Genomic DNA, 26,648 nt, shown 5'->3' with positions numbered 1-26,648 from the left:
GTCAATCTATATTGATCAAAGGAACTGACCAAAACATGAGCGAACATGATAAGCAAACCGTATCCACTTCACAACAATCAACATCAGATAATCCGAGTTCCCATGACAAAATTGAAGAGCTACATACCCTGACGAACCGTCTGGCGAATGAACTGGAACGTTCACGCATTGCGCAATACACAGAATTGCTGAACAGACCATGGAAATTAATCGGACTTAACTTGTTGTCTGGAGCCGCACGAGGTGTGGGGATCGCGATTGGGTTTACCTTTTTCGCAGCAACGATCATTTACGTTTTACAGCTACTTGGGGCGCTCAATCTTCCCATTGTTGGAGACTACATCGCTGATATTGTGCGCATTGTCCAGCGTCAGCTTGATATGAACACCTACTAAGCGATTAAAGGTGAAGGATATCAGAGTGCATTTAGTACATGTCATCCGTCTCCATGTCCGGTTCTAACAGACCCTCGCCCTCACGGTTCTCCAGGTACTGGCGATATTGCCGATTGCGCACGATGGAGACGTCATGACCATAGATGTCTGTTGCAACGAAGCTTTCGTACGCTTCAACGCAGCCCTCCACTTCATCGGTGGCTTCAATGGCCATAACATCATAGCTGTCGATATCGCGTCCTTCAGCCATGGCTGGCGAATTCGAAGTGCCCCAGCTTTCAACAATCTGCCAGGTGTCCTCACCATCGAAGCCGTTTTGGTCATCACGCTCGTCCAGACTGGTTCGACCAAATGCCGGGGCAAGGAACTCTTCCTCTACAGGACGGTTTTCGGAGACAACGGTTTCCGGTTGATGTTTTTTGCAGTATTTGGTGTAGGGAACAGCTTCCATGCGTTCATAAGGAATGGGTTGCTGGCAGACCGCACATGTACCATAATGTCCTTCTTCGATGGAGTGCAGTGCCGAATCGATTCGCTCCAATTGGAATTCATCATGTTCCAGCAGGGAAATATCCTTTTCGCGCTCATACACTTCCGTGGCTAAGTCGCCAGGATGGTTATCAATCGGTGATAATTCACCTGTCTGTAGTTTAAGGGAGTCTCCAAGGCCATAATGCTCGGTTTCCGAAAGTCTATGTTCAATATCGCGCTTATCGGACATCAGTTGGGAACGTAAAAATTGTAGTTGTTCGTTAGTAAAATGTGACATGATTTTCCCCTTTCTGCTTTCATGCTGGAATCCGGATTTTGACTCTATTGTAGGATGTGCCATTTAGGGCAAGATTACAGAAGGGAAATGTTATCGTTTTTGCCATAAGCATTGCTGATATAGTGCGTCGTGGACGATTTCCAAACAGCTGTGCTACAATAAACAAGTCTGGCGTAAGCCTGGTATCGTTTGGAAAAGACAAGAACGGAGTGACAAACAAACGTGGTGTATTATATCCTCGCTTTTATCGTATTTTTATTGGATCAGGGAACCAAGTATCTGATTGCAACCCGGATGGAACTCAGAGAAGAAATTCCGGTCATTGGCAATTTCTTTGTCATCACATCACATCGTAACTCAGGAGCAGCATTTGGCATTCTGCAAGACCAGCGTTGGTTCTTTATCGTGGTTACGTTGATTGTGGTCGTTGCTTTGATTTGGTATTTGCAAAAGGTAAAAGATACCCCGCACAAATTGCTGCCTGTGGCGCTTAGTTTGGTGCTTGGTGGAGCAATTGGCAACTTCCTTGACCGGGCATTGACCGGAGAAGTTGTAGATTTTGTACAACTTAATTTTGGGAGTTATACGTTTCCCATTTTTAACATCGCCGATTCGGCAATCTGCATCGGTGTAGCGTTGATCATTGTGGAGACGTTGCTTGAAGGACGGCGCGAAAAAGCAGCCGCGAAGATTGAAGGGAATGAACATCATGAGTAATCCGAATAAGGAACAGATTAACGACGAAGAACTAATGAATGGCAATGAACGTATGGAATGGACCGTTGCCGCTGAACATAAAAAAGAACGAATTGACAAATATATTACGGAAGCTGTGGATAACGTATCTCGCTCCCAGGTTCAATTGTGGATCGGAGACGGAATGGTTACGGTAAATGGTGCTGTAGTCAAAGCCAACGCCAAGTTATCCGAAGGGGATCTGGTTGAGTTACAGATCCCGGAACCAGCTGCTGTGGAGATCGTTGCTGAAGATATTCCGCTGGAAGTGGTATATGAAGACAGCGACCTGATCGTGATTAACAAACAGCGTGGTCTTGTGGTGCATCCGGCACCAGGACATACGTCGGGTACCCTCGTTAATGCACTTATGCATCACTGCAAAGACCTCTCGGGTATTAATGGGGAGTTGCGTCCTGGTATTGTGCATCGCATTGATAAAGATACATCAGGTTTGATCATGGCTGCCAAGAACGATCGTGCGCATGCATCACTGGCTGCCCAGTTGAAAGACCATACGGTGAACAGACGTTATATCGCGCTTGTACATGGTCATCTTAACCATGATCAAGGGACCGTTGATGCACCCATTGGACGAGATACCAATGACCGCAAAATGTATACGGTCACAGAACGTAACAGTAAACATGCCGTTACGCATTTTACCGTTACAGAGCGGATTAATGATTACACCTTGTTGGAATTGAAACTGGAGACAGGACGTACTCACCAGATTCGGGTTCACATGAAATTTATTGGTCATCCGCTTGTAGGAGATCCAACTTATGGACGGAATAAAGGCATCAAAATGCAAGGACAGGCTCTTCATGCGGCCATTCTTGGATTTGTGCATCCAACAACGGGAGAATACCTTGAATTTTCAGCTCCGATTCCGCAAGATATGGAAGACGTGCTTGCCTCGCTACGCAGCCGTTAACAGCTCCAAGAAAGTACAAATGTTCGGATACTTTGTCCATGGCTTTGATTACGCAAATGCTTCATATTAAAGTGTAGAAATTTGCGTCAAATGAGGAGATGAACAACGTTATGAGTATCGATAAATATCAAGAAACTTACATTCAGACTAATTTTGCCGACCGTATCGGTGGCTCCAACTATGGTAAAGACACGAACATTTATAAATTCGAGAAAATCAAACGTGCCAAAGCTTCGGCCAAAAAAGATTTTCCCGATGTGGAACTGATTGACCTTGGTGTAGGTGAACCGGACGAAATGGCGGATGCAGGCATTGTAGCTGCACTTGCAGAAGAAGCTTCCAGACCCGAGAACCGTGGTTATGCCGACAATGGTATTCCTGAATTCAAAGCTGCTGCTGCTTCCTACTTGAAAAACGTGTTTAACGTAGAAGGTATCGATGCAGATACTGAAATCGTGCACTCTATTGGTTCCAAACCGGCTTTGGCGATGATGCCTTCATGCTTCATCAATCCAGGTGATGTGACCATCATGACCGTTCCGGGGTACCCGGTTATGGGTACACATACAAAGTATCTGGGTGGAGAAGTGTTCAACATCCAATTGACGAAAGAGAACAACTTCTTGCCTGATCTGACGGCTATTCCGGAAGACATCGCAAAACGTGCGAAGTTGCTCTACCTGAACTACCCGAACAACCCAACAGGCGCAAGTGCAACGGTGGAGTTCTTCACTGAAGTCGTTGAGTGGGCTAAGAAATACAACGTTGTGGTTGTACATGATGCTCCATACGCAGCATTGACGTATGATGGCAAAAAACCGTTCAGCTTCCTATCGGTACCTGGTGCGAAGGATGTCGGCGTAGAGCTGCACTCTTTATCCAAGTCCTACAACATGACAGGTTGGAGAATCGGATTCGTAGCGGGTAACCCGCTTGTAGTCAAAGCATTCAGTGACGTGAAGGACAACAATGACTCCGGTCAGTTCATCGCGATTCAAAAGGCTGCTGCTTATGGATTGAATCACCCTGAAATTACGGAAAAAATTGCAGAGAAATATTCCCGTCGTCACGATATGCTCGTTGCCGCATTGAACGAACTGGGCTTCCAGGCTGAAAAACCCAAAGGTTCATTCTTCCTGTATGTAGAAGCACCAAAAGGAGTGGTTGGCGGACGTCGCTTCGAATCTGGCGAAGATTTCTCCCAATTCCTGATCCGTGAGAAACTGATCTCATCCGTACCTTGGGATGATGCTGGTAACTTTGTTCGTTTCTCCGTAACCTTTGAAGCGAAGGGTGAAGAAGAAGAGAAACGTGTTATTGCTGAAATCAAACGTCGACTGAGCGACGTACAATTTGAATTTTAATCGCATTACCCATTAGTTAAATCACGTATTAACGAAGAGACCGGAAACGGTCTCTTTTTTTATGCCCATATTAGATTTTTTTCATTTACTCCCTTTACAAAATTATACAAGCAACATATGATTAGATCTTTACGTTATTTGTTATATACAGAAGTTGTTTTTGAAGGGAGTTATTACAATTGTTATCATCACGAACAAGTACGGTGTCTTCACCGACTACAGGAACAGGCAGTACAGTGTCAGGATTATTCAGATTGTTAAGACCCAAACAGTGGACTAAAAATCTGCTGTTATTTGCTGCGTTATTATTCTCTTTTGAGGAGATTCGGGCTGAAACCATTCTTGCGACGTTGCTCGGTTTTATTCTATTTAGCCTTGTTGCAGGCTGTGTGTATATTTTAAATGACTTTGTAGACCGGGACAGGGATCGACAGCATCCGGTGAAAAAGTATCGTCCTATGGCTTCTGGGCAAGTGAATCCGAGTCATGCTTTGTTGTTTGGCATTATTCTATTAATCCTTTCCGTAGGAACGGCTTTCATGATGAACCCTCTATTCGGGGTGTTATGTATCGTCTATTTCCTGTTGAATGTATCGTATTCATTTGTGCTGAAACATCTCGTTATTCTAGATATGATGACCATTGCAGCCGGGTTTGTACTTCGTGCCATTGCAGGTGGTGTGTTGATCCATGTGCCGTTCACACCGTGGTTTTTGATCTGTACTATGCTGTTGTCGTTATTTCTGGCCATTGGCAAACGCAGAAATGAACTTACGTTGCTTGAGGGAAATACGGGATCACATCGTAAGGTTTTGGATAACTACTCCATTACGTTACTGGATCAATTCAATACGATTGTGACGACAGCTACGATTATCAGTTATTCCCTGTTCACATTCACTTCAGATCGAACCATTCATCTCATGTGGACGATTCCATTAGTCATTTACGGCATGTTCCGTTACCTGTATCTGATCCACATGAAGAACCAGGGAGGTTCGCCCGATCGTGTGCTGTTTGAGGACAAGCCCATATTAATTACGGTTATGTTGTATGTGATAAGTGTTGTTACAATCTTTGCAATCTTTGAATAAAGGCTGAGGGGGATCAGGGTGAAAAGCACGAAAGTCGCAATTTTCGATATTGATAAAACGATCATACGCAGTGATTCCATGTTTCAATTTGTGCATTACGGTGTTCGCCGTTACCCGTGGCAGGTATGGAGATTGCCTGTCATTGCATTACATACCGTGTTATTCAAGGCAGGCTTCATGACGGTTGAACAAGTCAAACGATCCTACTTTCAAGAAATTGAGCGTATGTCTGAAAAAGATCTCGAACATTTCTTTGATACCCGCTTGCGTACATCCATTTTTGCCGAGGCCAGTGTAGAGATGCAACATCGTAAAGAAGCAGGCTATCATGTCTTGCTGGTAACCGCATCTCCGCATGCCTATATGAAATACTTTAAAAACTTTCCCTGGGTGGATCATGTCATTGGAACTGAACTTGTCCGACATGAGAATGGTTACACATGCAGAATTGATGGCAGCAATTGCAAAGGGGAAGAGAAGGTACGCCGAATTCAGGCTTATCTGAGTGAGAAAAATATGGTCATTGATTATGACCAGTCATGTTCCTACTCGGACTCCTTATCCGATCTTCCAGTCATGCAGCTAGTGAGTCAACGATACTTTATTAACAAGCGTGTTCCGGACATGGAGGCATTAACGTGGGGGAAATAAAATCGCGTCATACCGGTAAATGGTTGATGCTCGTTTCCGCTTTTCTGACAGCAACGGGTCAATTGTTTTGGAAATGGGGACTAACCGAGTGGATCTACCTGGGTGTTGGTTTTCTTTGTTATGGACTTGGAGCGATTTTGATGATTAAAGCTTTTGCTCTGGAAAAACTCTCTGTTGCTTATCCTCTGATGTGTGCCAGCTACGTATTTGCCTTAATCTATGGATATTTTTTGCTTGGGGAAGAAATTACGGTGCAGAAGTTGGCAGCAGTTGTGTTGCTTGGAATCGGGGTGACATTAACCAGTGTTGATCGATAGCTGGATGGTTGCCGTATTAATTGTCATGACGTTGTGTGGTGCACTGGGCGGGGCCGGACTGAAAGCTTATGCATCCAGTCGCAATCGCCTGCATGTACTCATGGGACTCGGATTTTACGGAACCGGAGCGTTGCTGAATATTGTGTTGTTGAAGTTTCTTCCCTTAACCGTAGTGTTGCCTGCGAACGCATTAACATATGTGTGGACTCTCATCATTGCGATGTTGGTATTTAAAGAGACAGTGGGCCCTTTACGCTGGATAGGTGTGGCATGTATTATGGGCGGGCTATGTTTATTGGTGTTCTAGAACTTAATTAATCAGGATGTGAAATGAAAGCATGAACTTTTTAGATTACTTATTTTATAATCGCAGAGCCAACTGGACAGCCTTTTACCTGTTTGCAGGATTTGCTTTGTTCTATGGTTTAATGAACGGCTCGTATGTTCTGTACATTGAAAGTAATGCAGAGATGCTGGGGGCGTATAGCCCATTTAATACAACGCTGTTTCCAATTAATTTATTCAACTTTGATCCTTCAATGTATTATGGGGACAACAGTTCTTCCGTGATCCATCCGCTGATTTCCTTTCTCGCAGTCGCTCTTGCGGCTGTAGCGAAACTGCTGGGAGGCAACTGGTTCTTTCTAATCTTGCAATCGATGATAAATGCCGGTTCGGTGGTGCTGGCCTATCTGTTCCTGAGTCAAAAAGAAGATAAACCGACCATCGTACCGTTGCTGTTGGCCTTACTGTTTGGTTTCAGTTCCTACCTGATGTATACTGCGTTGATTCCGGACTCGTATCCGTACGTACAGTTCGTTATCCTTCTCTCTGTAGTTTACATGCAGTATACTCGTGAGCGTCAGGACGTACGTTATGTACCCAATGCATTGCTTGCATCGATTAACTTTGGACTAACCTCGACCAATATCGTACCATTTGCTGCTGCCACATTCTTCAATATGCATGCATGGCGAAATAAGACGAATTTGAAAAAATACATCGGTATCATGGCATTGGCGGTTCTGATCATCGTCGTATTAACTGGTATTCAGTATGTTGCCTTTGGAGGTCGCAGTTGGGTAAGTAACTGGCTGTTGGGCATTCAAAATGGTGGAACAAGCTATGCAACACCATTCCAGTTCGCTGTTCACTGGAAAGCATTGAACATGCTAACTATTAATCCGATGTTGACACCGAAGATGCATTTACTGGACCCGGGCATGGCAGCCTTTGTTACGGATCTATCCCGTTCCAATCCAATCGTTGTGCAGATGACAGGTATCTTTATTTTACTACTGGCATTCATGGGCTTCATTAAAGGAATTCGTGAACGAGAAGTGTGGACCCTTGTGCCATATATTCTGTTTGCCTTTTTGCTTCACGTAGTCGTGGGCTTTGGTTTGGCTGTATTTCAATATGATATGTACCTGTATGCGGGGCATTATCTGTTTGCGTTCTTCCTGTTGGGTGGAGGTTTTGTCATCAGCCTTCGTCCGGGATTGGGGAAAAAAGTGGTTATAGGCTTGATCATGTTATGTGTTATCGTTACGGCAAGTAACAACATCTATCGCCATGTAGAAACATTAATAACAATCAAACAATCCTATAATCAGTTGGAACAGGAACGCTCAGTGAAATAATCAAAATGTATCGATTCATATAATGAAATGAAATAAGATAAGGCCATGGGATGGAAAGTCCAATGGCCTTATCTTATTTAGTGTTGAGCAAATGAGTTAAGCAATAATTTTGGTCTTCTTGGCATTCTCGGCTGAACGTTTGGTGAGACTGCTGAGTGGACGTTTCAAAGTGAGAGCAACAATGAGACTCAGCGCGATGAACATACACAACCACAGAATATCCTTGATGGCAGTAGACCACAATATGCCGCCTACCGACTCACGCAGCAGACTGATTGCATACGTGAAGGGCATGAACGGATTCAATGCCTGGAAAAAGGGTGATGTCATGCTGATTGGGAACGTACCGCCGGAGCTGGAGAACTGGAACACCATGAAGATAATGGCGATCCCTTTTCCGATATTCCCAAAAACGGACAGCAGGGTGTACGTGATGGTGACAAATACGGCACTCACCAGCATGGCAAACAGGACAAACCACAGTTTATCTGCAACATAGGTACCCAGGATTAAGATATCTCCGAGGGTGACGCATAACGCCTGAAGTAACCCAATGGTCAGAAAAGTAGCAAGACGTCCAAGATACAACTCATATCCCCGGAACTTGCCCTCTGGATTTTCGGCTTCGGCACGAAGCAGAGATATCAGCAGTGTTGAGCCAACCCACAAGGACAGCACGCCATAAAATGGTGACATAGCCGATCCATAATTCGGAATTGGGTAAAGCTGTTGTTCCTTAATTTGCACCGGACTTGCAAGGAAAGCACTTTCTTCTTCGATATCGCCACGCAAAAGTTTGGCAAGTTCGGCAAATTGGTTATTACCTTCGACTTCCCGAAGTTTGTCAGCAGCCTTACTGATGGCACGTTCTAATGCTGGCAGATCATCACGTACCAGCGTGGCAACACGATGTACTCCTTTTTCGACCTCCGGAAGCTGGTTCTGGACAAAATCGGATGCCTTGCCTATCTGTTTCTCGGCATTAGGCAGATCATTACGAACAAAATCAGCGGCTTCGTTCAGTTTGTTTCCCAGCTTGGGCAGATCGTTTCGAATTAATGAAGACACGGTGTTCAAAGCTTGGATAAAACCTTCACTTTTGTTCGCGAGTGTCTCTGATACCTCATGGATCTTCGATTGTACTTGAGGCAGTTCGCTCTGGATTTTTGTCAACTCGGTCTGCCCGAACATAATCCCTTCTTTGGCTGATGCCAGAATGTCCGCAATATCCGGAATACGATCCTTTGCTCCTTGTAGAGTTTCTGATGAAGTGGAGAGGATAGACCTGAGTTTATCCGCACCAGCTGCAAGTGCAGGCGATATTTCACTTTCATAGGTGTTTAAGATATTGCCAATCCCGCTGCTAATGTCCTTCGAGAGAGCATTTAACTGAGCGATGACGTCTGTCGGTGGAGTTGTATTACGACGCATGGCATCACTGATGATGCCAGCCAAGCGGATTTGCAACTGAAGTTTATCTGAAATGGAGTTCAGTTGTGTAATTTTATCGGCAAGTGGATGGCTTGGAAGCAAGTTGTCTATTTTGCCCAGTAGTTCTGCCATACTGTCGACGAGTTTTACCGCAATCCCTAAACGTGAAGCAATCCGGTCGAGATCTTCTGCTATAGGCAGGTTATTAAGATCCGAATTTTGCAATTGTGTAAATACGTCTCCTGCAGCGTTAGTAATCTGCTGCACCAGCAGCAGATTTTGGTGGATCGCCGGGCTAATTGTCTGAAACGCTTCTTCACTGGAATCCACGAACTGATTTAATCCCTCTGCAAGCTCAATCCCGTTGCCAGCGATTTGTGATACTTTGTCCAGATCTTGTTCTGCGGCCGTTACGATAGACAGAGCTTTGTTGGTTTTATCCAGCGCCGTTTGGATGACAGCTGATACCTGACCAAAGTTTTCATCCACTTCTCGAATGCGTTCTACCGCTTTTTGTATATCCGGTATCCGCCCTTGAATAGCCAACACCTCGGAAGCCGCATCATTAATTTGTGGCCAATACTCCTGCACCTTGAGCACATACTGTGCTGCTTCATTGATTTCAGGCAGTTTTTTCTCGATGTCAACGATCTTTTGAGCATCTTTTACAATCTCGGGCATGGCTTTTTCTACTCCCAGAACCTTTTGACCTGCGGCTTGAATAGCCGGAAGATTTTTCTCCAGTGTAAAAATGCCATTCTCCATTTTGCGTAATGTTGGAAGCTGGGAATTAATCTCAACCCCGGCTTCATTCAACTTGGTTAGAACGGCCTCACTGACGGCTTCAGTGAAATTTTCATTGATTTGTGTTGTTATGGCAGATACACCAGAGCCAGTGATTTTAGGAGCAATGGCATTCACCTTTTCATTAACGGTATAGATTACCTCTGGGCGTTCCAGCTTTCCGTCAACGATACCTGTAATTTTGGACGAAAAGTCTCCGGGAATGAGCAGGCTGGCATAATATTGTCCTGTTTGTACCCCCCGACTAGCCTCAGCTCGATCTACAAAAGTCCAGCCCAACTTTTCGTTGTTTTTGAGGCTGGATACCAGTTCGTTTCCGATATTAATACTGGTTCCTTCAACAGTCGCACCCGCGTCCTCGCTTGTCACAGCAATTTTGATCCCCTGGGTATTACTGTACGGGTCCCATACGGACTTCACGTTGACCCAGTCATACACCCCGGGGAGTAGAATAATAGCCACAATTAGAAATATACCTGTGGGAACCTTCAGAATATGTAACCAGTCTGTTTTGTAAACGTGCCAAATGTGACGCATGACTTCCTCCTAAATGTACATAAATGTAGGGCGTATCTTATTTCTATGTCGCATAATTGTGAATCTTATGTATATCGGCATTATTGCAGCATCTATGAATGGGTTCATGTTTATAAACTGTACCCATTTCACTATGTACTAATTCACAGCCTTCATATATCGCGTAAAACGAAACTCACCGTTTGTTCTCAAAAGAAGTGTTTTGTCTCTACTTAAGTATAGTCAGAGGTTTATTTTGGTTATATCAAATTTCTCATTTGCCTATGGATAAATATGCAGAAATGTTGTATAATTATGAATAACCAATGAGATGTATTGTGCATGGATGTTTTTCAGCCTAACTGCTGATTCTAAGAAGAACGTAGCAGAGGGTTTTCACCTGCGATGGTGAGGTGTTGACAGGGGGTTGTCTTTCTGTCATAATTCATGAAGACAAACGGACATGTTGATTACAGAACCCTGTGAGGTCCTGCAATATGAACGACATGAATAGCACCTTTAAATCAGTCCCGTGAGACTGGCAAGGTAACGTGAACGATACATCGTTTTTTTTGCTGCGGCAAATGAAGCGATGCATCCCCGAGAGTAAACTTTCTTCAGAGCGGTCTGAAGTTCGGAGACTCCTTGCCAATAAACACGGCAAGGAGTCTTTTTTTTTCTCCTCGTCACGGGGCCATGATGCTGAAGGGAAATCCTGAGGAGGCTGAACGCATGAGCACAGAGACACATGTCATTATGGATGAGACGGCGATCCGCCGCGCACTAACACGGATTGCCCATGAGATATTGGAGAAAAACAAAGGAATCGACGATTGTGTGCTGGTCGGTATCCGCACACGCGGGGTTTACCTCGCGGAACGGATTGCCGCCAAGATTGAAGAAATCGAAGGCGCCAAAGTCCCCTGGGGAGAACTGGATGTGACTCCTTACCGCGATGACCGCTTGGACGAAAATAAAGCGAATCGCAAGGGAATGTTGATTATGACACCTGAATCACTTTCGATCCATAACAAAAAAGTGATTTTGTTCGATGATGTGCTCTATACCGGACGGACGATTCGCGCAGCGATGGATGCCCTGATGGACTGTGGAAGACCGCAGAACATTCAGCTGGCTGTACTCGCAGACCGCGGACACCGGGAACTTCCAATTCGACCTGATTTTATCGGCAAGAATGTGCCGACTTCCAAATCAGAGGAGATCGAAGTTGCACTCATGGAAACGGACGGACAGGACGAAGTCAAAATCACTCAGAACCGGGGGGAGCAAGCATAATGATTACACAGACAGCATTGAGAGACCGAAGCTTGCTTGGACTGAAGGAACTTAGTCGAGGAGAAATCGAGTCCATTCTGAACAGAGCGGCTCACTGGGAAGCGCAGAAAGAGAAACTGGCTCCTGTACTGGAATCACGCTTTGTTGCGAACATGTTCTTCGAGAACAGCACACGTACCCGCTTCTCCTTCGAAATGGCAGAGAAACGCCTGGGTGCACAAGTGCTGAACTTTACGGCAGCCGCATCCAGTGTGGAAAAAGGAGAGTCCATCTACGATACGGTACGAACACTTGAGTCGATGGGCATTGATGCAGGCGTGATCCGGTTGAAACCGGCAGGCGTTCTGCAACAACTGGCTCAGAAAGTGAATGTACCACTCGTGAACGCCGGAGACGGCAACAATGAGCATCCCACACAGGCGTTGCTGGATCTCTACACGATGAGGAAAGCATTTGGCGAACTGAAAGGCTTGCGTGTTTCCATCATTGGTGACATTCTGCATAGCCGTGTAGCTCGTTCCAATCTGTGGGCACTGCAAAAGTTTGGTGCAGATGTACGCTTCTGTGCTCCGCAAACGATGCAGGCACCGGAACTCGCAGAGCATGCTCCTTATGTCGGTCTTGAAGAAGCGCTTGATGCAGATGTGGTCATGATGCTCCGTGTTCAACTGGAACGTCATCAACATGGCTTAATTACTTCAGCTGAGGATTATCGCGAACACTACGGATTGACGGAAGAACGGGCATCACGCCTAAAACCAAGCACCATTATCATGCACCCTGCTCCTGTGAATCGCAATGTCGAGGTAGATGACGCGGTTGTGGAGAGTGAAGCATCGCGGATCTTCCCACAGATGGCAAACGGCGTTCCAATCCGCATGGCGGTTATGGAACGTGCGATGAAACTGTAACAGGGTCTGGCTGTGGGTCATAGGCTGACGGTACGGTAGTTCTTATAGAGCAATAAGAGAGTACACGATAAAGAAAATCATCCGGTTTGCCTGGTAAGCCGGACAGAACCGAAGCGGAGGGCAATTATGCTACAGATTATAAAAAACGCGAACGTCTTGAACCAAAAAGGGGAACTTGAACGGAAAACCATCATTATAGATGAAGGTAAAATTAAAAAGATCGCTGGTCTGGAAGACCAAGCCGTTCTGGATGCCGAAAAGTCAGCGCAAAGTGTGACAGACGCATCAGGCAAACTGGTTATTCCGGGATTGATCGATATGCACGTACATCTGCGTGAACCTGGATTCGAACACAAAGAGACGATCGAGACAGGTGCCCGTTCAGCAGCACAAGGTGGTTTTACAACAATCGCTTGCATGCCGAACACAAGACCAGTAACAGATACAGCGGAAGTTGTGAAGCTGGTACTGGATAAGGCCAAAGAAGCCGATCTGGTTAAAGTGTTGCCTTATGCAGCCATTACAAAAAATGAACTGGGTCGTGAACTTACCGATTTTGCCGCATTAAAAGAAGCAGGCGCTATTGGATTCACGGATGACGGTGTAGGCGTACAAAACGCTCAAATGATGAAAGATGCCATGAGCCTCGCGGCAAGCATGGATATGCCAGTGATCGCTCACTGTGAAGATGACTCACTGGTTGTTGGTGGATATGTGACGGAAGGTGAGTTTTCGAAGCGTCACGGAATCAAAGGGATTCCAAATGAATCCGAAGCCATCCACGTTGGCCGTGATATCTTGCTCGCAGAAGCAACGGGAGTTCATTACCACGTCTGCCACGTAAGTACAGAGCAATCGGTTCGTCTGATTCGTCTGGCGAAGTCCATCGGCATTAAAGTAACTGCTGAGGTATGTCCGCACCATCTGGTGTTGTCGGATGAAGATATCCCAGGCATGGACGCCAACTGGAAAATGAACCCGCCGCTGCGTTCACCACGCGATGTGCAGGCTTGTATCGAAGGTTTGCTGGACGGCACGCTGGATATGATCGTAACTGATCACGCGCCACACAGTGAAGAAGAAAAAGCCAAAGGCATGGAGCTGGCACCTTTCGGAATCGTAGGATTCGAAACAGCCTTCCCACTGCTGTACACCAAGTTTGTGGAAACAGGACTGTGGAGCTTGGACTTCCTGGTGAAACGTATGACAGCTGATCCGGCACGTGTATTCCGACTGGATACAGGCAAACTGGAAGAGGGAGCACCAGCCGATATCACAATGATTGACCTGAACGAGGAAAAAGCAGTTGATCCTGCAACGTTTGCAACCAAAGGAAGAAACACACCATTCACAGGCTGGAAGCTTAAAGGCTGGGCCGTACAAACTTGGGTGGATGGCAAAAGCGTGTGGGATAACACGGTACAACAGTAAAACGGTAATTTAGTAAATTTATAAATTACTAACTCTATATCTTTAAAACAGTAACAGTAATTCTTAACTTTTTAAAACAACACATCTTTCTAATTCTAAAACTTAATCTACAACTTTTACACCAGTAACATCTTTTCAACTAACTCGAGGCAAATCATGCCGAGAGTCTAACATACGAAACAAGCAAAGTTGAATGTCATGATTTTGAACTTGGATACCAACGTAACTGCGGAGCGGACAGAAAAGACCCGAAGAAGCAAAGCGTTCGCCTTTATCACCGGATTACATCATTTGAAAAATGATAAAAAGTAATCCGGGGATAACAGCGATCAAAGGGTTTTCTGTACGCGGAGCCGCACAATCGTAACGCTCCCAAAGTTCAACCCAAATGCCATTCAACGTTGATAAACACAGAGGAGTGAAATGGGATGCAGGCACAGGCAAGATTATTGTTGGAAGACGGCACACTGTTCACCGGGAAAGCATTTGGTGCTGAAGGTGAAACGACAGGTGAGGTCGTTTTTAATACGGGAATTACAGGCTATCAAGAGGTGCTTTCGGATCCTTCCTATTGCGGTCAAATCGTAACCATGACGTATCCGCTGATCGGAAACTACGGCATTACGCGTGATGACTTTGAGTCGATTCGTCCATACGTGCACGGTTTCGTTGTACGTCGTCATGAGCCAACGCCAAGCAACTGGCGTGCGGAATATAGCGTAGACAATCTGCTTAAGGAATACGGTATCGTAGGAATCAGCGAAATTGATACACGCATGTTGACTCGCCGGATTCGTCACCACGGCACAATGAAGGGAATTCTCACAACAGGATCGAAGCCTGTGGAAGAACTGCTGGAGATGATGGGAGACACTACCATTGCCGAGCTGCGTAACCAAGTGCCATTGACTTCTACAGAGCATGTCTACAACAGCCCGGGAACGGCTGAGCGTATTGTGCTCGTGGATTATGGTGCTAAAACAGGAATCTTGCGCGAACTCAGCAAACGTAACTGTGACGTTGTTGTTGTTCCACACGATGTAACAGCAGACGAGATTCGTCGCTTGAACCCGGACGGCATTCAACTGTCCAACGGCCCTGGGGACCCGAAAGACGTACCTCATGCAGTTAAGATGATCAGTGAACTGCTTGGCGAATACCCGATCTTCGGTATCTGCCTGGGTCACCAGTTGTTCGCACTTGCGGCAGGAGCAGACACCGAAAAACTTAAGTTTGGACATCGCGGAGGAAACCACCCGGTGAAAGAACTGGAGAGCGGACGTTGCTTCATCACATCCCAGAATCACGGATTTACCGTAAACGAAGAGTCTGTGAAGAACACAGATCTGGAAGTTACACATATCAACAATAACGATAAGACCATTGAAGGTCTGAAACATAAATCATTCCCGGCATTCTCGGTTCAATATCACCCTGAAGCAGCCCCGGGTCCTTACGACAACAGCTATCTGTTCGACCGCTTCATCGAGATGATTCGCGAGCACAAGATCACTAACCCGCAAAAGCCGCGTCAAGCCGTATTGGCAGCCGCAGTGAAAGGAGCACAATAACATGCCGATTAACAAAGATCTCAAAAAAATCCTGGTGATTGGTTCCGGTCCAATCGTCATCGGTCAAGCGGCCGAGTTCGACTATGCCGGTACACAAGCTTGCCAGGCTCTGAAAGAAGAAGGCGTGGAAGTTGTACTTATCAACAGCAACCCGGCGACCATTATGACGGATACCAACATGGCTGACAAAGTCTACATTGAGCCAATCACACTGGATTTTGTAACCCAAATCATTCGTCAGGAGCGTCCAGACGGCTTGTTGCCAACACTGGGTGGTCAGACAGGTCTGAACATGGCTGTGGAACTGGCACGTGCAGGCGTGTTGGAACGTGAAAATGTAAAATTGCTCGGAACGCAGCTGACATCCATCGAGAAAGCGGAAGATCGTGATCTGTTCCGTGACCTGATGCGTGAACTTGAACAGCCTGTACCTGAGAGTGTGATTGTAACGACACTTGAAGAATCACTTGAATTTGCAAATGAGATTGGTTATCCAATCATCGTGCGTCCAGCCTATACACTGGGCGGAACAGGTGGCGGAATCTGTGCGAACGAAGAAGAGCTGCGCGAAACTGTGGCAGCGGGAATTCGTTATAGCCCAATTGGGCAATGTCTGGTCGAGAAGAGCATTGCAGGCATGAAAGAAGTCGAGTATGAAGTTATGCGGGACAAAAACGATAACTGTATCGTTGTCTGCAACATGGAAAACTTTGACCCGGTAGGTGTTCATACAGGCGACAGTATCGTTGTAGCACCAAGCCAAACTTTGTCGGACCGTGAATATCAAATGCTGCGTTCAGCTTCACTGAAAATCATCCGTGCCCTGAACATCGAGGGTGGATGTAACGTACAGTTTGCACTGGACCCACACAGCTTCCAATACTATGTTATCGAAGTTAACCCACGGGTAAGCCGTTCATCGGCTCTGGCTTCCAAAGCAACGGGTTATCCGATTGCGAAAATGGCTGCCAAAATTGCCATGGGTTACACACTGGACGAAATCGTGAACCCGGTAACAGGCCAAACGTATGCTTGCTTCGAGCCTACACTGGATTATATTGTGAGCAAAATCCCACGCTGGCCGTTCGACAAGTTCATCTCGGCGAACCGTAAACTGGGAACTCAGATGAAAGCAACAGGCGAAGTGATGGCTATTGGCCGGACATTTGAAGAGTCGATTCACAAAGCAGTGCGTTCCCTGGAGATTGGCGTACACCGCCTCTACCTGAAGGATGCCGAAACGCTGGATGAAGCTACGCTGAACGAGCGTCTGATCAAAGCAGATGATGAGCGTATCTTCCTGATTGCCGAAGCATTCCGCAGAGGGTATACGTTGCAACAACTGCAGGATCTGACCAAGATTGACTGGTGGTTCCTGGACAAAATCGAAGGTCTGATCGCATTCGAAGATCGCATTCGCGAAGAATCCGAATTGTCTTCCGATATTCTGTATCAAGCGAAACGCCTTGGATTCACAGACCGTGCCATTGCTGAACTGCGTGCGCAAGGTCAACCAGGAGGCACATTAACAACTGAAGCGGAAGTTAGAACTCGTCGGGAAGCAGAGAACCTGCGCCCGGTGTACAAAATGGTAGATACATGTGCAGCTGAGTTTGAAGCAACAACGCCATATTACTACTCAACATACGAGACAGAGAACGAAGTGATCCCTTCCGACAAGAAAAAAGTTGTGGTACTGGGTTCAGGACCAATCCGGATCGGTCAAGGGATCGAGTTTGACTACTCTACTGTACACGCAGTATGGGCTTTGCAAAAAGCAGGCTATGAAGCAGTCATTATCAACAATAACCCGGAGACGGTGTCTACGGACTTTAATACATCGGATCGCCTGTACTTTGAACCGCTCTTCTTCGAAGATGTCATGAACGTGATTGAACAGGAGAAACCAGTAGGGGTTATCGTACAGTTCGGTGGTCAAACGGCCATCAACCTGGCAGCGCCACTGCGTAATGCAGGTGTAACCATTCTCGGAACGGATCTGGAAAGCATCGATGAGGCGGAGGATCGCAAGAAATTCGAACGTCTGCTCTCCCGTCTGGAGATTGCACAGCCAAAAGGTAAAACGGTCATTTCCGTTGATGATGCGGTAGAAACGGCTCAAAGTCTGGGCTACCCGGTACTGGTTCGTCCTTCCTATGTACTCGGCGGTCGTGCGATGGAGATTGTATACTCCGATGCTGAATTGCTGACATACATGGAACAGGCAGTTAAAATCAATCCGGAGCATCCGGTCCTGATCGACCGTTACATGATGGGTAAAGAAGTTGAGGTTGACGCCATCTGTGATGGTGAAACGGTATTGATCCCGGGAATCATGGAACATATCGAGCGTGCAGGGGTTCACTCGGGTGACTCCATCGCGGTATATCCTCCTCAACACCTGTCCCAGGATTTGAAAGAGAAAATTGTAGAGATTACAATCAAAATTGCGAAAGAACTGAAAACGGTAGGTTTGGTCAACATCCAGTTTGTTATCCATGATGGCCAAGTGTACATTATCGAGGTGAACCCGCGTTCATCCCGTACCGTACCATTCCTGAGCAAAGTAACCAACATTCCGATGGCAAACTTGGCAACTCAAGCCATTCTGGGTGTGAAACTAAAAGATCTTGGTTATGTTGACGGGCTGTGGCCTGAATCGGATCATGTATCTGTTAAAGTTCCGGTCTTCTCCTTCGCGAAGCTGCGTCGTGTAGAGCCAACCCTCGGACCTGAGATGAAGTCTACAGGTGAGGTTATGGGCCGTGACCCGAATTACGCTAAAGCGTTGTTCAAAGGTCTCATCGGCGCAGGAATGAAAATTCCGGCAACCGGAGCGATTGTTGTGACTGTAGCAGACAAAGACAAGGACGAAGCGGTTCCTTTGCTCGAAGGTTTCTACAGACTGGGTTACAAAATCATGGCTACCGGCGGAACAGCAGCTGCGCTTGAAGCAGCGAACATTCCGGTAACGACTGTGAACAAATTAAGTGAAGGTTCGCCGAACATTCTGGATATGATCCGTAGCGGCGAAGCAAACTTTGTCTTCAACACACTCACCAAAGGCAAAACACCGCAACGTGATGGATTCCGTATCCGTCGTGAAGCGGTAGAAAACGGCATTGTATGTATGACTTCATTGGATACGATTCGTGCGCTGCTGATCATGCTGCAAACGATCAACTTCTCTTCTGAAGCAATGCCTGCCTTTATAAAATAAATATTCACTGATGAAGGACATCAGTCAGCCTGCGGGCTGGCGGGATGTCCTTTATATCGGGCAAAAACGGAAAAAATGAGCAAGTGGAGGGGAGCGCTGGTGATGAATCAAGCGAGTTTCAATGAAATGGCTGGCCGTCTGATGGTGGCACTCGATTATCCTGGAGCGGAAGAAGCGAAAGCATTGGTACAAGCTCTTGAAGGCATTCCCTGTTATCTGAAAGTGGGTATGCAGCTGTTCTACGCAGCAGGACCGGACTTCATTCGGGAGCTGAAATCCAAAGGTTATTCCGTTTTTCTGGATGTGAAAATGCATGACATTCCCAACACCGTTCGTGGCGGTGCTGAGAGTATCACACGTCTTGGGGTAGACATGTTTAATGTGCATGCCGCGGGTGGAACGATCATGATGCGTGCTGCACGTGAAGGTGCTGAGGCAGCAATCGCTGCCGATCCTTCCCTTAGCAAGCCCGAGATCATTGCAGTCACCCAACTCACCAGTACAAGTCTGGAAACGATGAATAACGAGATTGGCATCCCGGGAAGTGTGGAAGCTGCTGTGGTCCGTTATGCAGGATTGGCCCAAGAGGCCGGACTGGATGGGGTTGTTGCTTCTCCACTGGAAGTGCCTGCAATTCGGGCAGCGTGTGGCAGTGCTTTTCACACCGTTACACCAGGAATTCGTCCAGCGGGTAGTGGTCTGGGAGATCAGACACGAGTCTTGACGCCGGGTGAAGCCATCGCCAGAGGAAGTCATTACATTGTTGTAGGCAGACCCATTACAGGCGCTCCCAATCCTCGTGAAGCGGCAGAAACCATTTTGAAGGAGATGTTGAACGCATGATCGAACTGAATGAGATTCCGAATCATATTGCTTCCCAACTGTTGAAAATTAAAGCCGTGGCGTTACGTCCGCAGCAGCCATTTACATGGACATCCGGCATCAAATCACCAATATACTGCGATAACCGCTTAACGATGTCCTATCCCGAGATTCGCAACGATATCGCTGAAGCCTTTGCAACGATCATTCGTAACCAATACCCGGATGCAGCAGTCATTGCAGGTACGGCAACTGCGGGTATCCCGCATGCTGCCTGGGTGGCTCAGAAGCTGGATCTGCCGATGGCCTACATTCGTGATAAAGCGAAAGGACACGGCAAGGAGAACTTGATTGAAGGTCTGATTACCGAAGGACAGAAAGTGGTTGTCATCGAAGATCTGATCTCTACAGGTGGAAGTTCGATCAAAGCAGCCGAAGCTGTACGCGTTGCAGGTGCAACACCGTTGGCTGTGCTTGCCATTTTCAGCTACCAGCTTGATAAAGGTGTTAAAGCATTTGAAGATGCTGGAATTCCACTTCAGACGCTATCTAATTACACCGCGCTGATGGATGTGGCTTTGGCTCAGGGAACGATTCAGGAAAGCGATTTTGAATTGCTAAAATCCTGGCGTGAAGATCCTTCTTCATTTGGTAAATAATATCATTGATACCTCGAAAAAATGTTCATGAATGAACGGTATCAAAATTGTAATGATTGCCGTCATAGCGGCAAAAGCATCGAATATGCAAGAGGCATCCCGCACTTTGGGGTGCTTTTTTCGTTTGTTCATCAAAATATTAACTTTTTCTCTCTACCGTTGTAAAAAGCTTGTAACTTTTAGTTGGGATCGGTCGTTTATAATTCAGTGTAGGTTGGAACAGATTTCTAATTTTAGGTTTTTTGAAGAAATGATCGGGATATCAAGAAAGGATGAGCGTGATTGCTGGCATGAAGAATTTATTTCTCAGAAAAAGACCTGCCAAGAGCCAGTCAGGCGATGAACATCAACAAGAGGAAACACCGTTGGAAGCATCGACGGAGTCGGGGGAAAATACATACATAAGTGACCCAGCGCACCCGACAAGTGAAGCATCTTTATCTGAAAGTGGAATTGGTTCGGATGAAGTGGCTGCAACGGCTGTCACCACCGTTGATGAACCCCAGAAGAAGATCAAACCAAAGAAGGATATGTTGCCTCCATATGATGGACCTGTACTGGAGGTGCGTAACGTGCATCGCAGTTTCCAGACAGGCAGTCGCATTGTCCATGTGCTCAAAGGCATTGATATGGAAGTGAATCCGCAACAACTAGTCATGCTGAAGGGGCGATCGGGCTCAGGCAAAACAACACTGCTGAATATGCTCGGTGGACTGGATCAGCCTTCAAGTGGAGACATTCTGTTCTCTGGCCAGCCTCTTCAGGATTGGGGAGACCGGCGGCGAACCGCTTTGCGGCGCAAAGAGATCGGTTTCATTTTTCAGGCATATGCACTCATGCCCTTATTATCTGCTTGGGAAAATGTAGAACTGTCGCTGCGAATGGCGGACGTTCCGCGAGCGGAGTGGAAGGACAGGGTTGGTCACTGTCTGGATCTGGTTGGACTATCCAAACGGGTGAAGCACCGGCCATTCGAGATGTCCGGGGGAGAACAACAGCGGGTGGCTATAGCCAAGGCGATTGCCCATAGACCCAGATTATTGCTTGCGGATGAACCTACAGCGGAACTGGATTCCAAGATGGGCGCTCAGGTCATGGCCGTATTCCGCAATATTATTGAAGTAGAACAAGTAACGATATGTATGACTACACACGATCCTACAATTTTGGAGGTTGCGGACCATGTTTATGAAATGGCGGACGGCAGATTTATCAAGTAAAGGGGCCGCTCCGAAGAGGGGGAAACGCGCAGCACTTATTGTACTTGGTGCGATAATGCTTGCAACGATGTCCGGCTGCTCATTGCTGCCGTCAGAAACAGAGGAAGAAGTACTTCCGCCTATTACACCACCAACGATCTCCAAGAAACCGGAATATGAAGTCCGGACGGAAACGTTGGAGAAAAAAGTAAGTGGTAGTGGCAAGATGATGAGTCAGCGGGAAGAGAAGGTGTACTTCACGCTTGATGGCATGCATATCAAAGAGTTAAATGTTAAACCAGGGGATAAAGTGAAAAAGGGTCAACTTCTTGCTGTCCTCGATGTGGAGAGTGTGGAGAAGGAGATCCGTGGCAAGAAACTGGCTATTCGCAAATCCGAAGTTCAAATGAAGGAAACACTCCGCAAGAAGGATGAGATGGACCCGGTAGAGTTCGAAGAATCAACGATTGCGTTTGAAGAACTGCGCCAGGAACTCGCTGATCTGGAGGAACAACTGGGCAAAGCCACGTTGACAGCTCCGTTTGGCGGTACCGTTATTGCTGTGCAGGTAGAGAAGGGTGCAGCCGTGAAAGCGTATGATCCGATTGCTACGATTGCGGATACATCCAATCTGGTTGTGGCAGCTACCTTTGCCAAGGAAGATCTGGAGAAGTTCTCCGCGGGTATGAAGGCAGAAGTAGATATTAATGGAGCTGGTAAAGTCTCTGGCAAAATTAAAGTTATGCCTATCGCGGAAGCATCGGGAAGCGGCAGTGGCGAAGGGACGGGTGAAGGCGGTACGCCTCCAACCAAGGAAACGCTGGATAAGTATGTTATCGTTACACTTGCGAAAATGCCAAAAGGCGTCGAACGTGGTACACCACTATCGGTCTCGATTGTAACACAGCGTACCGAGAACGCAATTGTGATTCCTGTATCCGCTTTACGCTCCATCGGTTCAAGAACGTATGTGCAAGTGGTGGAGAGTGATGGCAGCAAGCGTGAAGTGGACGTTGAAGTTGGTCAGCAGACATCGACAGATGTCGAGATTCTGAAAGGTCTGACCGTAGGCCAGAAAGTAGTGGGACGCTAATGGGGCTGCCATTGCTTCGGCTGCTGTTCCGCAAAATGTGGAACACGCGCTGGATGACCTTCAGCACACTGATCGGATTGATTGTGGCGGTAGCGTTCACCGTCAGTATTCCAATGTATGCCGATGGTGCGTTGAAACGGGTCGTCGCGCAAACGCTGCAGGATAACAGTGAAGGGTTGCCAGCCGGTTCGTTGCTTATGAGTTATCAGGCACCCGGTGGCGTGAAGACAGACACACGGGGTCTGGATGAAGTAGATCGTTATATTCGAGAGGATGTCCCTCGCGATATTGGTTTTCCTTTTCATACGTATGTGAATTCGAGATCTATTCGCAGCACAGAGGTGAGCCCGGAAGATCCAACCAAAGTGGATGCCAGCAGGGCGCGCAGTATGAGTCTGGGTACGATGAGTGGGCTGGATGCACAGGTGAATTACTCTGCCGGGGTGAAACCTGGAAACCAGGTCAAAGATGACACGATCGAGGCAGTCATGTTGGAAGAGGGCATGTACCGTAACGACCTGCATATCGGTGACATTCTGGAATATCCGGTGTATAGCGGTCTTGATATCACGTTACGTGTGAAGATTACGGGTTCCTTCAAGGCAGATGATCCGAACAGCCCTTACTGGGTACAAGGATTTGACGGCATGATGAATGGACTTTATGTGGATGAATCGGTTTTTAATGATGTTTTACTGAAGGAAAAAGGGATTCCACTTCAAAATTCACGTTGGTATTATGCCTTTGATCTGAAAGAAATTCAAACCAGCCAGTTATCAGGTCTGACTTCCATGCTGGAAAGGCTGGATATCGATCTGTACCAGCGGCTGAAAGATACAAAAGTGGACATCACCTTTGGTGATCTGCTCAAGCAGTTCCGCAGTCAGAGTCTGCAACTGCAGACGATGTTGTTTACCTTGGCAGCACCGATGATTGCGATGGTCTTTTATTTTATTGCGATGAATGCCAGACAGTCATTACAGAAGCAAGAGAGTGATATTGCGGTATTGCGCAGCCGTGGAGCTTCAGCTCGGCAGATCTTCTCTCTCTACCTGCTTGAAGGCATATTTCTGGGCGCTATTGCGCTGGTTATTGGGCCGTTGCTTGGTTGGTTTATGGCCAAGAGTATCGGTTCAGCAAGTGGCTTTCTCTCGTTCGTAGATCGGAAGTCTATTCCGATCGGTGTATCAAAAGAAGCTATTCTCCTGGGCGTAGCAGCGGTCCTTGTTGCGATCATCGCATCACTTATCCCTGCGATAACCTATGCACGGGCAACCATTGTATCTGCCAAACGGCGGCAAGCACGGACAGACCGTGCTCCAGTATGGCAACGCTGGTTCCTGGACGTTGTGTTACTGGGTCTGGCTGGATATGGATACTACCTGTTCTATGAACGTCAGATGTTGACCTTCCAGACCGGAATGACAACCGATCAGCTGCAGGTACAGCCGTTTCTGTTCTTTGTACCCGCACTCGCGATTTTTGCGCTCGGACTATTCTTCCTGCGCTTGTTCCCGTGGATTTTAAAGCTCATCCAGCTGATCGGTCGCAAATTTCTCCCGGTCCCGTTGTATCTGACTTTAACGCAGTTATCACGTTCATCATCTTCTTATTATCCGTTGATGATCCTTCTTGTACTGACACTGGGACTTGGGGTGTACAACTCGGCTGCTGCTCGGACGATTGATCTGAATTCCACTGAGCGTACCTTGTACCGTTATGGTTCTGATGTGATTATGCAGACGGTGTGGGAAGGAACACCTGAGGTTAAACCCGGTGGTTCTGGACAGAATGGCGGTACTGGTGGAGGTCAACAAGGTGGTGGCAATGGAGGAGGAGGTTCTGCTGGTGGTGGTTCCGGCGGAGGCAATGGCGGTGGAGGTGCTCCAGGTGGTGGCGGTTCTTCGCAGCCATCCAAAGTCATCTACTCCGAACCTCCATTCGAAGTGTTCCGCAGATTAGACGGGGTTGAACATGCAGCACGAGTGCTGCAGACCAAAGGTAATATTATCGTCTCTGGTAAATCGGGCGGACAGGGGATGCTGGTCGGAATTGATAATGTGGATTTTGCTCAAGTGGCATGGTTCCGCAATGATCTGTTCCCGGCACATCCCTACAAGTACCTTGACTTGCTTGGTAAATATGAAGGGGCTGTATTGATCTCTTCCAAATTTGCTGACAAATTTAAGTTGAAAACTGGAGACCTCGTCTCCATGGGTGTACAGGGACAGGCGATTGAATTCGTCGTGTTTGGGATCATTCCTTACTGGCCAGCCCAATATCCGGATCAGATGCCATTCTTCGTGGCGAATCTGGATTATATCTATGATCAGGTGCCTTTGATTCCTTATGAGGTATGGCTGAAAATGGAACCGGATGCCAAAGTGGCTCCATTAATGGAGAAACTCGCAGCAGAAGGCATTGAGTTATCTTCTGTGCGTGACGTACGTACCGAATTGGTATCTCAGGGTAAACATCCGTCAAGAGGTGGCGTATTCGGGATACTGAGCCTTGGATTCCTGGTATCGGTTATCATCTCGTTGATCGGATACGTGCTGTACTGGTTCTTCAACCTGTCCGGACGTGTTGTGCAGTTTGGTGTATTACGGGCCATGGGTTTATCCCGGGCACAACTGAGCGGTATGCTGCTGCTGGAGCAGGTGTTCACAGCGGGGCTATCGATCCTGCTAGGTATTGGAATTGGTCAGGTATCCAGTCGTTTATTCCTGCCATTCCTGCAAACGACGGATAATGTATCTGCTCAGGTACCTCCGTTTCGGATTGTGTTTGAACAGCAAGATATGTTGCAACTGTATGGGGTCACCGTAGTGATGCTGGTTATTGGTGCAACGATGTTGCTCTGGCAGATTCGCAGATTGCGTGTTCACCAGGCAGTCAAAATGGGAGAGGAGAGGTAAGCGTGATCCAATGCGAAGGACTTGTCAAAATTTTTAAATCCAGCGATGTGGAAGTCGTTGCCCTTCAGGGTCTCAACCTGACTGTCAATCAAGGTGAAATGATGGCCATCATCGGTAACAGCGGTAGCGGTAAATCCACACTGCTGAATATTCTGGGCGGGCTTGATCGTCCTACGGCTGGTACGGCCGTTGTGGGAGACTGGAATTTGCTCAAGATGACAGATGCCCAATTGGTCGAATACAAACGTCATACGGTAGGTTTTATCTGGCAAAATAACGGTCGTAACTTGCTGCCTTATCTCACGGCACTGGAAAATGTGGAGACTCCCATGATTCTGGGAGGCAAGCGAGATCGTGCTTATGCAAAACAGTTGCTTGAATGGGTAGGCCTTAAGGATCGGATGCATAACAAATTGCATCAATTGTCAGGAGGAGAGCAACAACGGGTAGCAATTGCGATCTCCTTATCCAATCGTCCCAAAATTCTGCTTGCAGATGAACCTACCGGTTCGGTCGATTCCGAGACATGTGATACAATCATGGGCATTTTCCGAAGAATGAACAAGGAGCTCGGCGTTACGATTGTCATCGTTACCCATGACTTGACGCTTGCTGGCAAGGTAGACCGGATCGTTGCGATTCGGGACGGCTTGACCAGTACTGAGTTTGTGAAGCGCAACCCGAATCTGGATGATGAGCATAACTTGTCCGAGGCGGGTATGCCGGACATCCATGAAGCATTTGTCATTATAGACCGTGCAGGACGACTTCAGGTGCCAAAAGAGTATCTGGAGGCCTTATCCATTGATAACCGGGCGACATTGGAATTTGACGGTGAACGTATTGTTATTACACCGCCAAGATAATTAATG

At 47.0% G+C, this 26,648-nt stretch carries 22 protein-coding genes; 20 read left to right on the top strand and 2 right to left on the bottom strand.

Translation table 11 applies throughout. The features are described 5' to 3' along the window. Positions 1 to 35: 35 nt before the first annotated feature. Positions 36 to 395: a DUF5665 domain-containing protein gene (locus IFU39_RS18595; protein ID WP_192134166.1), complete on the top strand. Its 360-nt coding sequence runs from the start codon at positions 36 to 38 to the stop codon at positions 393 to 395. Positions 396 to 426: 31 nt separating this feature from the next. On the opposite strand, the gene IFU39_RS18590 is transcribed toward IFU39_RS18595, so the two are convergent. Continuing rightward, the gene (locus tag IFU39_RS18590) at positions 427 to 1,164 is read right to left on the bottom strand and encodes a TraR/DksA C4-type zinc finger protein (RefSeq protein WP_192134164.1); all 738 of its coding nucleotides are present in this window, start codon (positions 1,162 to 1,164) and stop codon (positions 427 to 429) included. A gap of 222 nt (positions 1,165 to 1,386) precedes the next feature. On the opposite strand from IFU39_RS18590, the gene lspA reads away from it, so the two are divergent. The 8 genes from lspA to IFU39_RS18550 all read left to right on the top strand — a co-directional run bounded on the left by lspA (position 1,387) and on the right by IFU39_RS18550 (position 7,905). Next, positions 1,387 to 1,881, top strand: a complete 495-nt coding sequence (gene lspA / locus IFU39_RS18585; RefSeq protein WP_091028497.1) for a signal peptidase II — start codon at positions 1,387 to 1,389, stop codon at positions 1,879 to 1,881. Continuing rightward, positions 1,874 to 2,836: an RluA family pseudouridine synthase gene (locus IFU39_RS18580; protein ID WP_397376315.1), complete on the top strand. Its 963-nt coding sequence runs from the start codon at positions 1,874 to 1,876 to the stop codon at positions 2,834 to 2,836. The genes lspA and IFU39_RS18580 overlap by 8 nt, the downstream gene beginning before the upstream one ends. 110 nt (positions 2,837 to 2,946) lie before the next feature. Next, complete coding sequence (locus IFU39_RS18575; protein WP_036674844.1) at positions 2,947 to 4,200, top strand: LL-diaminopimelate aminotransferase; 1,254 nt, start codon at positions 2,947 to 2,949, stop codon at positions 4,198 to 4,200. 203 nt (positions 4,201 to 4,403) lie between these two features. Beyond that, a complete protein-coding gene (locus tag IFU39_RS18570; protein ID WP_192134240.1) occupies positions 4,404 to 5,294 on the top strand; it encodes a decaprenyl-phosphate phosphoribosyltransferase in 891 nt (296 codons plus the stop codon). Positions 5,295 to 5,312: 18 nt separating this feature from the next. Next, complete coding sequence (locus IFU39_RS18565) at positions 5,313 to 5,945, top strand: HAD family hydrolase (RefSeq protein WP_082762814.1); 633 nt, start codon at positions 5,313 to 5,315, stop codon at positions 5,943 to 5,945. Between the two features lie 26 nt (positions 5,946 to 5,971). Continuing rightward, complete coding sequence (locus IFU39_RS18560) at positions 5,972 to 6,262, top strand: EamA family transporter (protein ID WP_197997836.1); 291 nt, start codon at positions 5,972 to 5,974, stop codon at positions 6,260 to 6,262. After that, positions 6,252 to 6,569 (top strand): EamA family transporter, encoded by a 318-nt coding sequence (locus tag IFU39_RS18555; protein ID WP_149846931.1) that lies wholly within the window; start codon positions 6,252 to 6,254, stop codon positions 6,567 to 6,569. The genes IFU39_RS18560 and IFU39_RS18555 overlap by 11 nt, the downstream gene beginning before the upstream one ends. A gap of 31 nt (positions 6,570 to 6,600) precedes the next feature. Beyond that, positions 6,601 to 7,905: a DUF6080 domain-containing protein gene (locus tag IFU39_RS18550; RefSeq protein WP_192134160.1), complete on the top strand. Its 1,305-nt coding sequence runs from the start codon at positions 6,601 to 6,603 to the stop codon at positions 7,903 to 7,905. A 96-nt stretch (positions 7,906 to 8,001) separates the two neighbouring features. Here IFU39_RS18550 and IFU39_RS18545 read toward each other — a convergent pair whose 3' ends face one another. Further along, positions 8,002 to 10,677 (bottom strand): YhgE/Pip domain-containing protein, encoded by a 2,676-nt coding sequence (locus IFU39_RS18545; protein WP_192134159.1) that lies wholly within the window; start codon positions 10,675 to 10,677, stop codon positions 8,002 to 8,004. Positions 10,678 to 11,388: 711 nt separating this feature from the next. Here IFU39_RS18545 and pyrR point away from each other — a divergent pair. The 11 genes from pyrR (at position 11,389) to IFU39_RS18490 (ending at position 26,642) form a co-directional block, all read left to right on the top strand. Then, positions 11,389 to 11,952, top strand: a complete 564-nt coding sequence (gene pyrR / locus IFU39_RS18540) for a bifunctional pyr operon transcriptional regulator/uracil phosphoribosyltransferase PyrR (RefSeq protein WP_192134158.1) — start codon at positions 11,389 to 11,391, stop codon at positions 11,950 to 11,952. After that, on the top strand, positions 11,952 to 12,863 hold the full coding sequence (locus IFU39_RS18535; protein ID WP_036614815.1) for an aspartate carbamoyltransferase catalytic subunit: 912 nt from the start codon (positions 11,952 to 11,954) through the stop codon (positions 12,861 to 12,863). The genes pyrR and IFU39_RS18535 overlap by 1 nt, the downstream gene beginning before the upstream one ends. A 126-nt stretch (positions 12,864 to 12,989) precedes the next feature. Beyond that, positions 12,990 to 14,294: a dihydroorotase gene (locus tag IFU39_RS18530; RefSeq protein WP_192134157.1), complete on the top strand. Its 1,305-nt coding sequence runs from the start codon at positions 12,990 to 12,992 to the stop codon at positions 14,292 to 14,294. A gap of 428 nt (positions 14,295 to 14,722) precedes the next feature. Further along, positions 14,723 to 15,865 (top strand): glutamine-hydrolyzing carbamoyl-phosphate synthase small subunit, encoded by a 1,143-nt coding sequence (gene carA, locus IFU39_RS18525; protein WP_192134156.1) that lies wholly within the window; start codon positions 14,723 to 14,725, stop codon positions 15,863 to 15,865. Between the two features lies 1 nt (position 15,866). Continuing rightward, positions 15,867 to 19,085 (top strand): carbamoyl-phosphate synthase large subunit, encoded by a 3,219-nt coding sequence (gene carB / locus IFU39_RS18520; protein ID WP_149846739.1) that lies wholly within the window; start codon positions 15,867 to 15,869, stop codon positions 19,083 to 19,085. Between the two features lie 102 nt (positions 19,086 to 19,187). After that, positions 19,188 to 19,928, top strand: coding sequence for an orotidine-5'-phosphate decarboxylase (pyrF, locus tag IFU39_RS18515; protein ID WP_274599281.1), 741 nt, complete (start codon positions 19,188 to 19,190; stop codon positions 19,926 to 19,928). Next, on the top strand, positions 19,925 to 20,566 hold the full coding sequence (gene pyrE / locus IFU39_RS18510) for an orotate phosphoribosyltransferase (protein ID WP_192134155.1): 642 nt from the start codon (positions 19,925 to 19,927) through the stop codon (positions 20,564 to 20,566). Before pyrF ends, pyrE begins: the two co-directional genes overlap by 4 nt. A 290-nt stretch (positions 20,567 to 20,856) precedes the next feature. After that, positions 20,857 to 21,786, top strand: a complete 930-nt coding sequence (locus tag IFU39_RS18505) for an ABC transporter ATP-binding protein (protein ID WP_244661023.1) — start codon at positions 20,857 to 20,859, stop codon at positions 21,784 to 21,786. Further along, entirely contained in the window at positions 21,749 to 22,858 is a 1,110-nt protein-coding gene (locus IFU39_RS18500) for an efflux RND transporter periplasmic adaptor subunit (RefSeq protein WP_192134151.1), read from the top strand. The genes IFU39_RS18505 and IFU39_RS18500 overlap by 38 nt, the downstream gene beginning before the upstream one ends. Continuing rightward, a complete protein-coding gene (locus IFU39_RS18495) occupies positions 22,858 to 25,776 on the top strand; it encodes an ABC transporter permease (RefSeq protein WP_149846737.1) in 2,919 nt (972 codons plus the stop codon). Before IFU39_RS18500 ends, IFU39_RS18495 begins: the two co-directional genes overlap by 1 nt. Positions 25,777 to 25,778: 2 nt before the next feature. Continuing rightward, positions 25,779 to 26,642 (top strand): ATP-binding cassette domain-containing protein, encoded by an 864-nt coding sequence (locus IFU39_RS18490; protein ID WP_192134148.1) that lies wholly within the window; start codon positions 25,779 to 25,781, stop codon positions 26,640 to 26,642. The last annotated feature ends 6 nt before the right edge of the window (positions 26,643 to 26,648 follow it).

The organism is Paenibacillus sp. CFBP 13594, from assembly GCF_014842675.1.
In the GTDB taxonomy this organism is placed as follows: Bacteria; Bacillota; Bacilli; order Paenibacillales; family Paenibacillaceae; genus Paenibacillus; species Paenibacillus amylolyticus_B.
The sequence above is the reverse complement of the archived record's forward strand: the minus strand, read 5'-3'. Positions and strand labels throughout refer to the sequence as shown.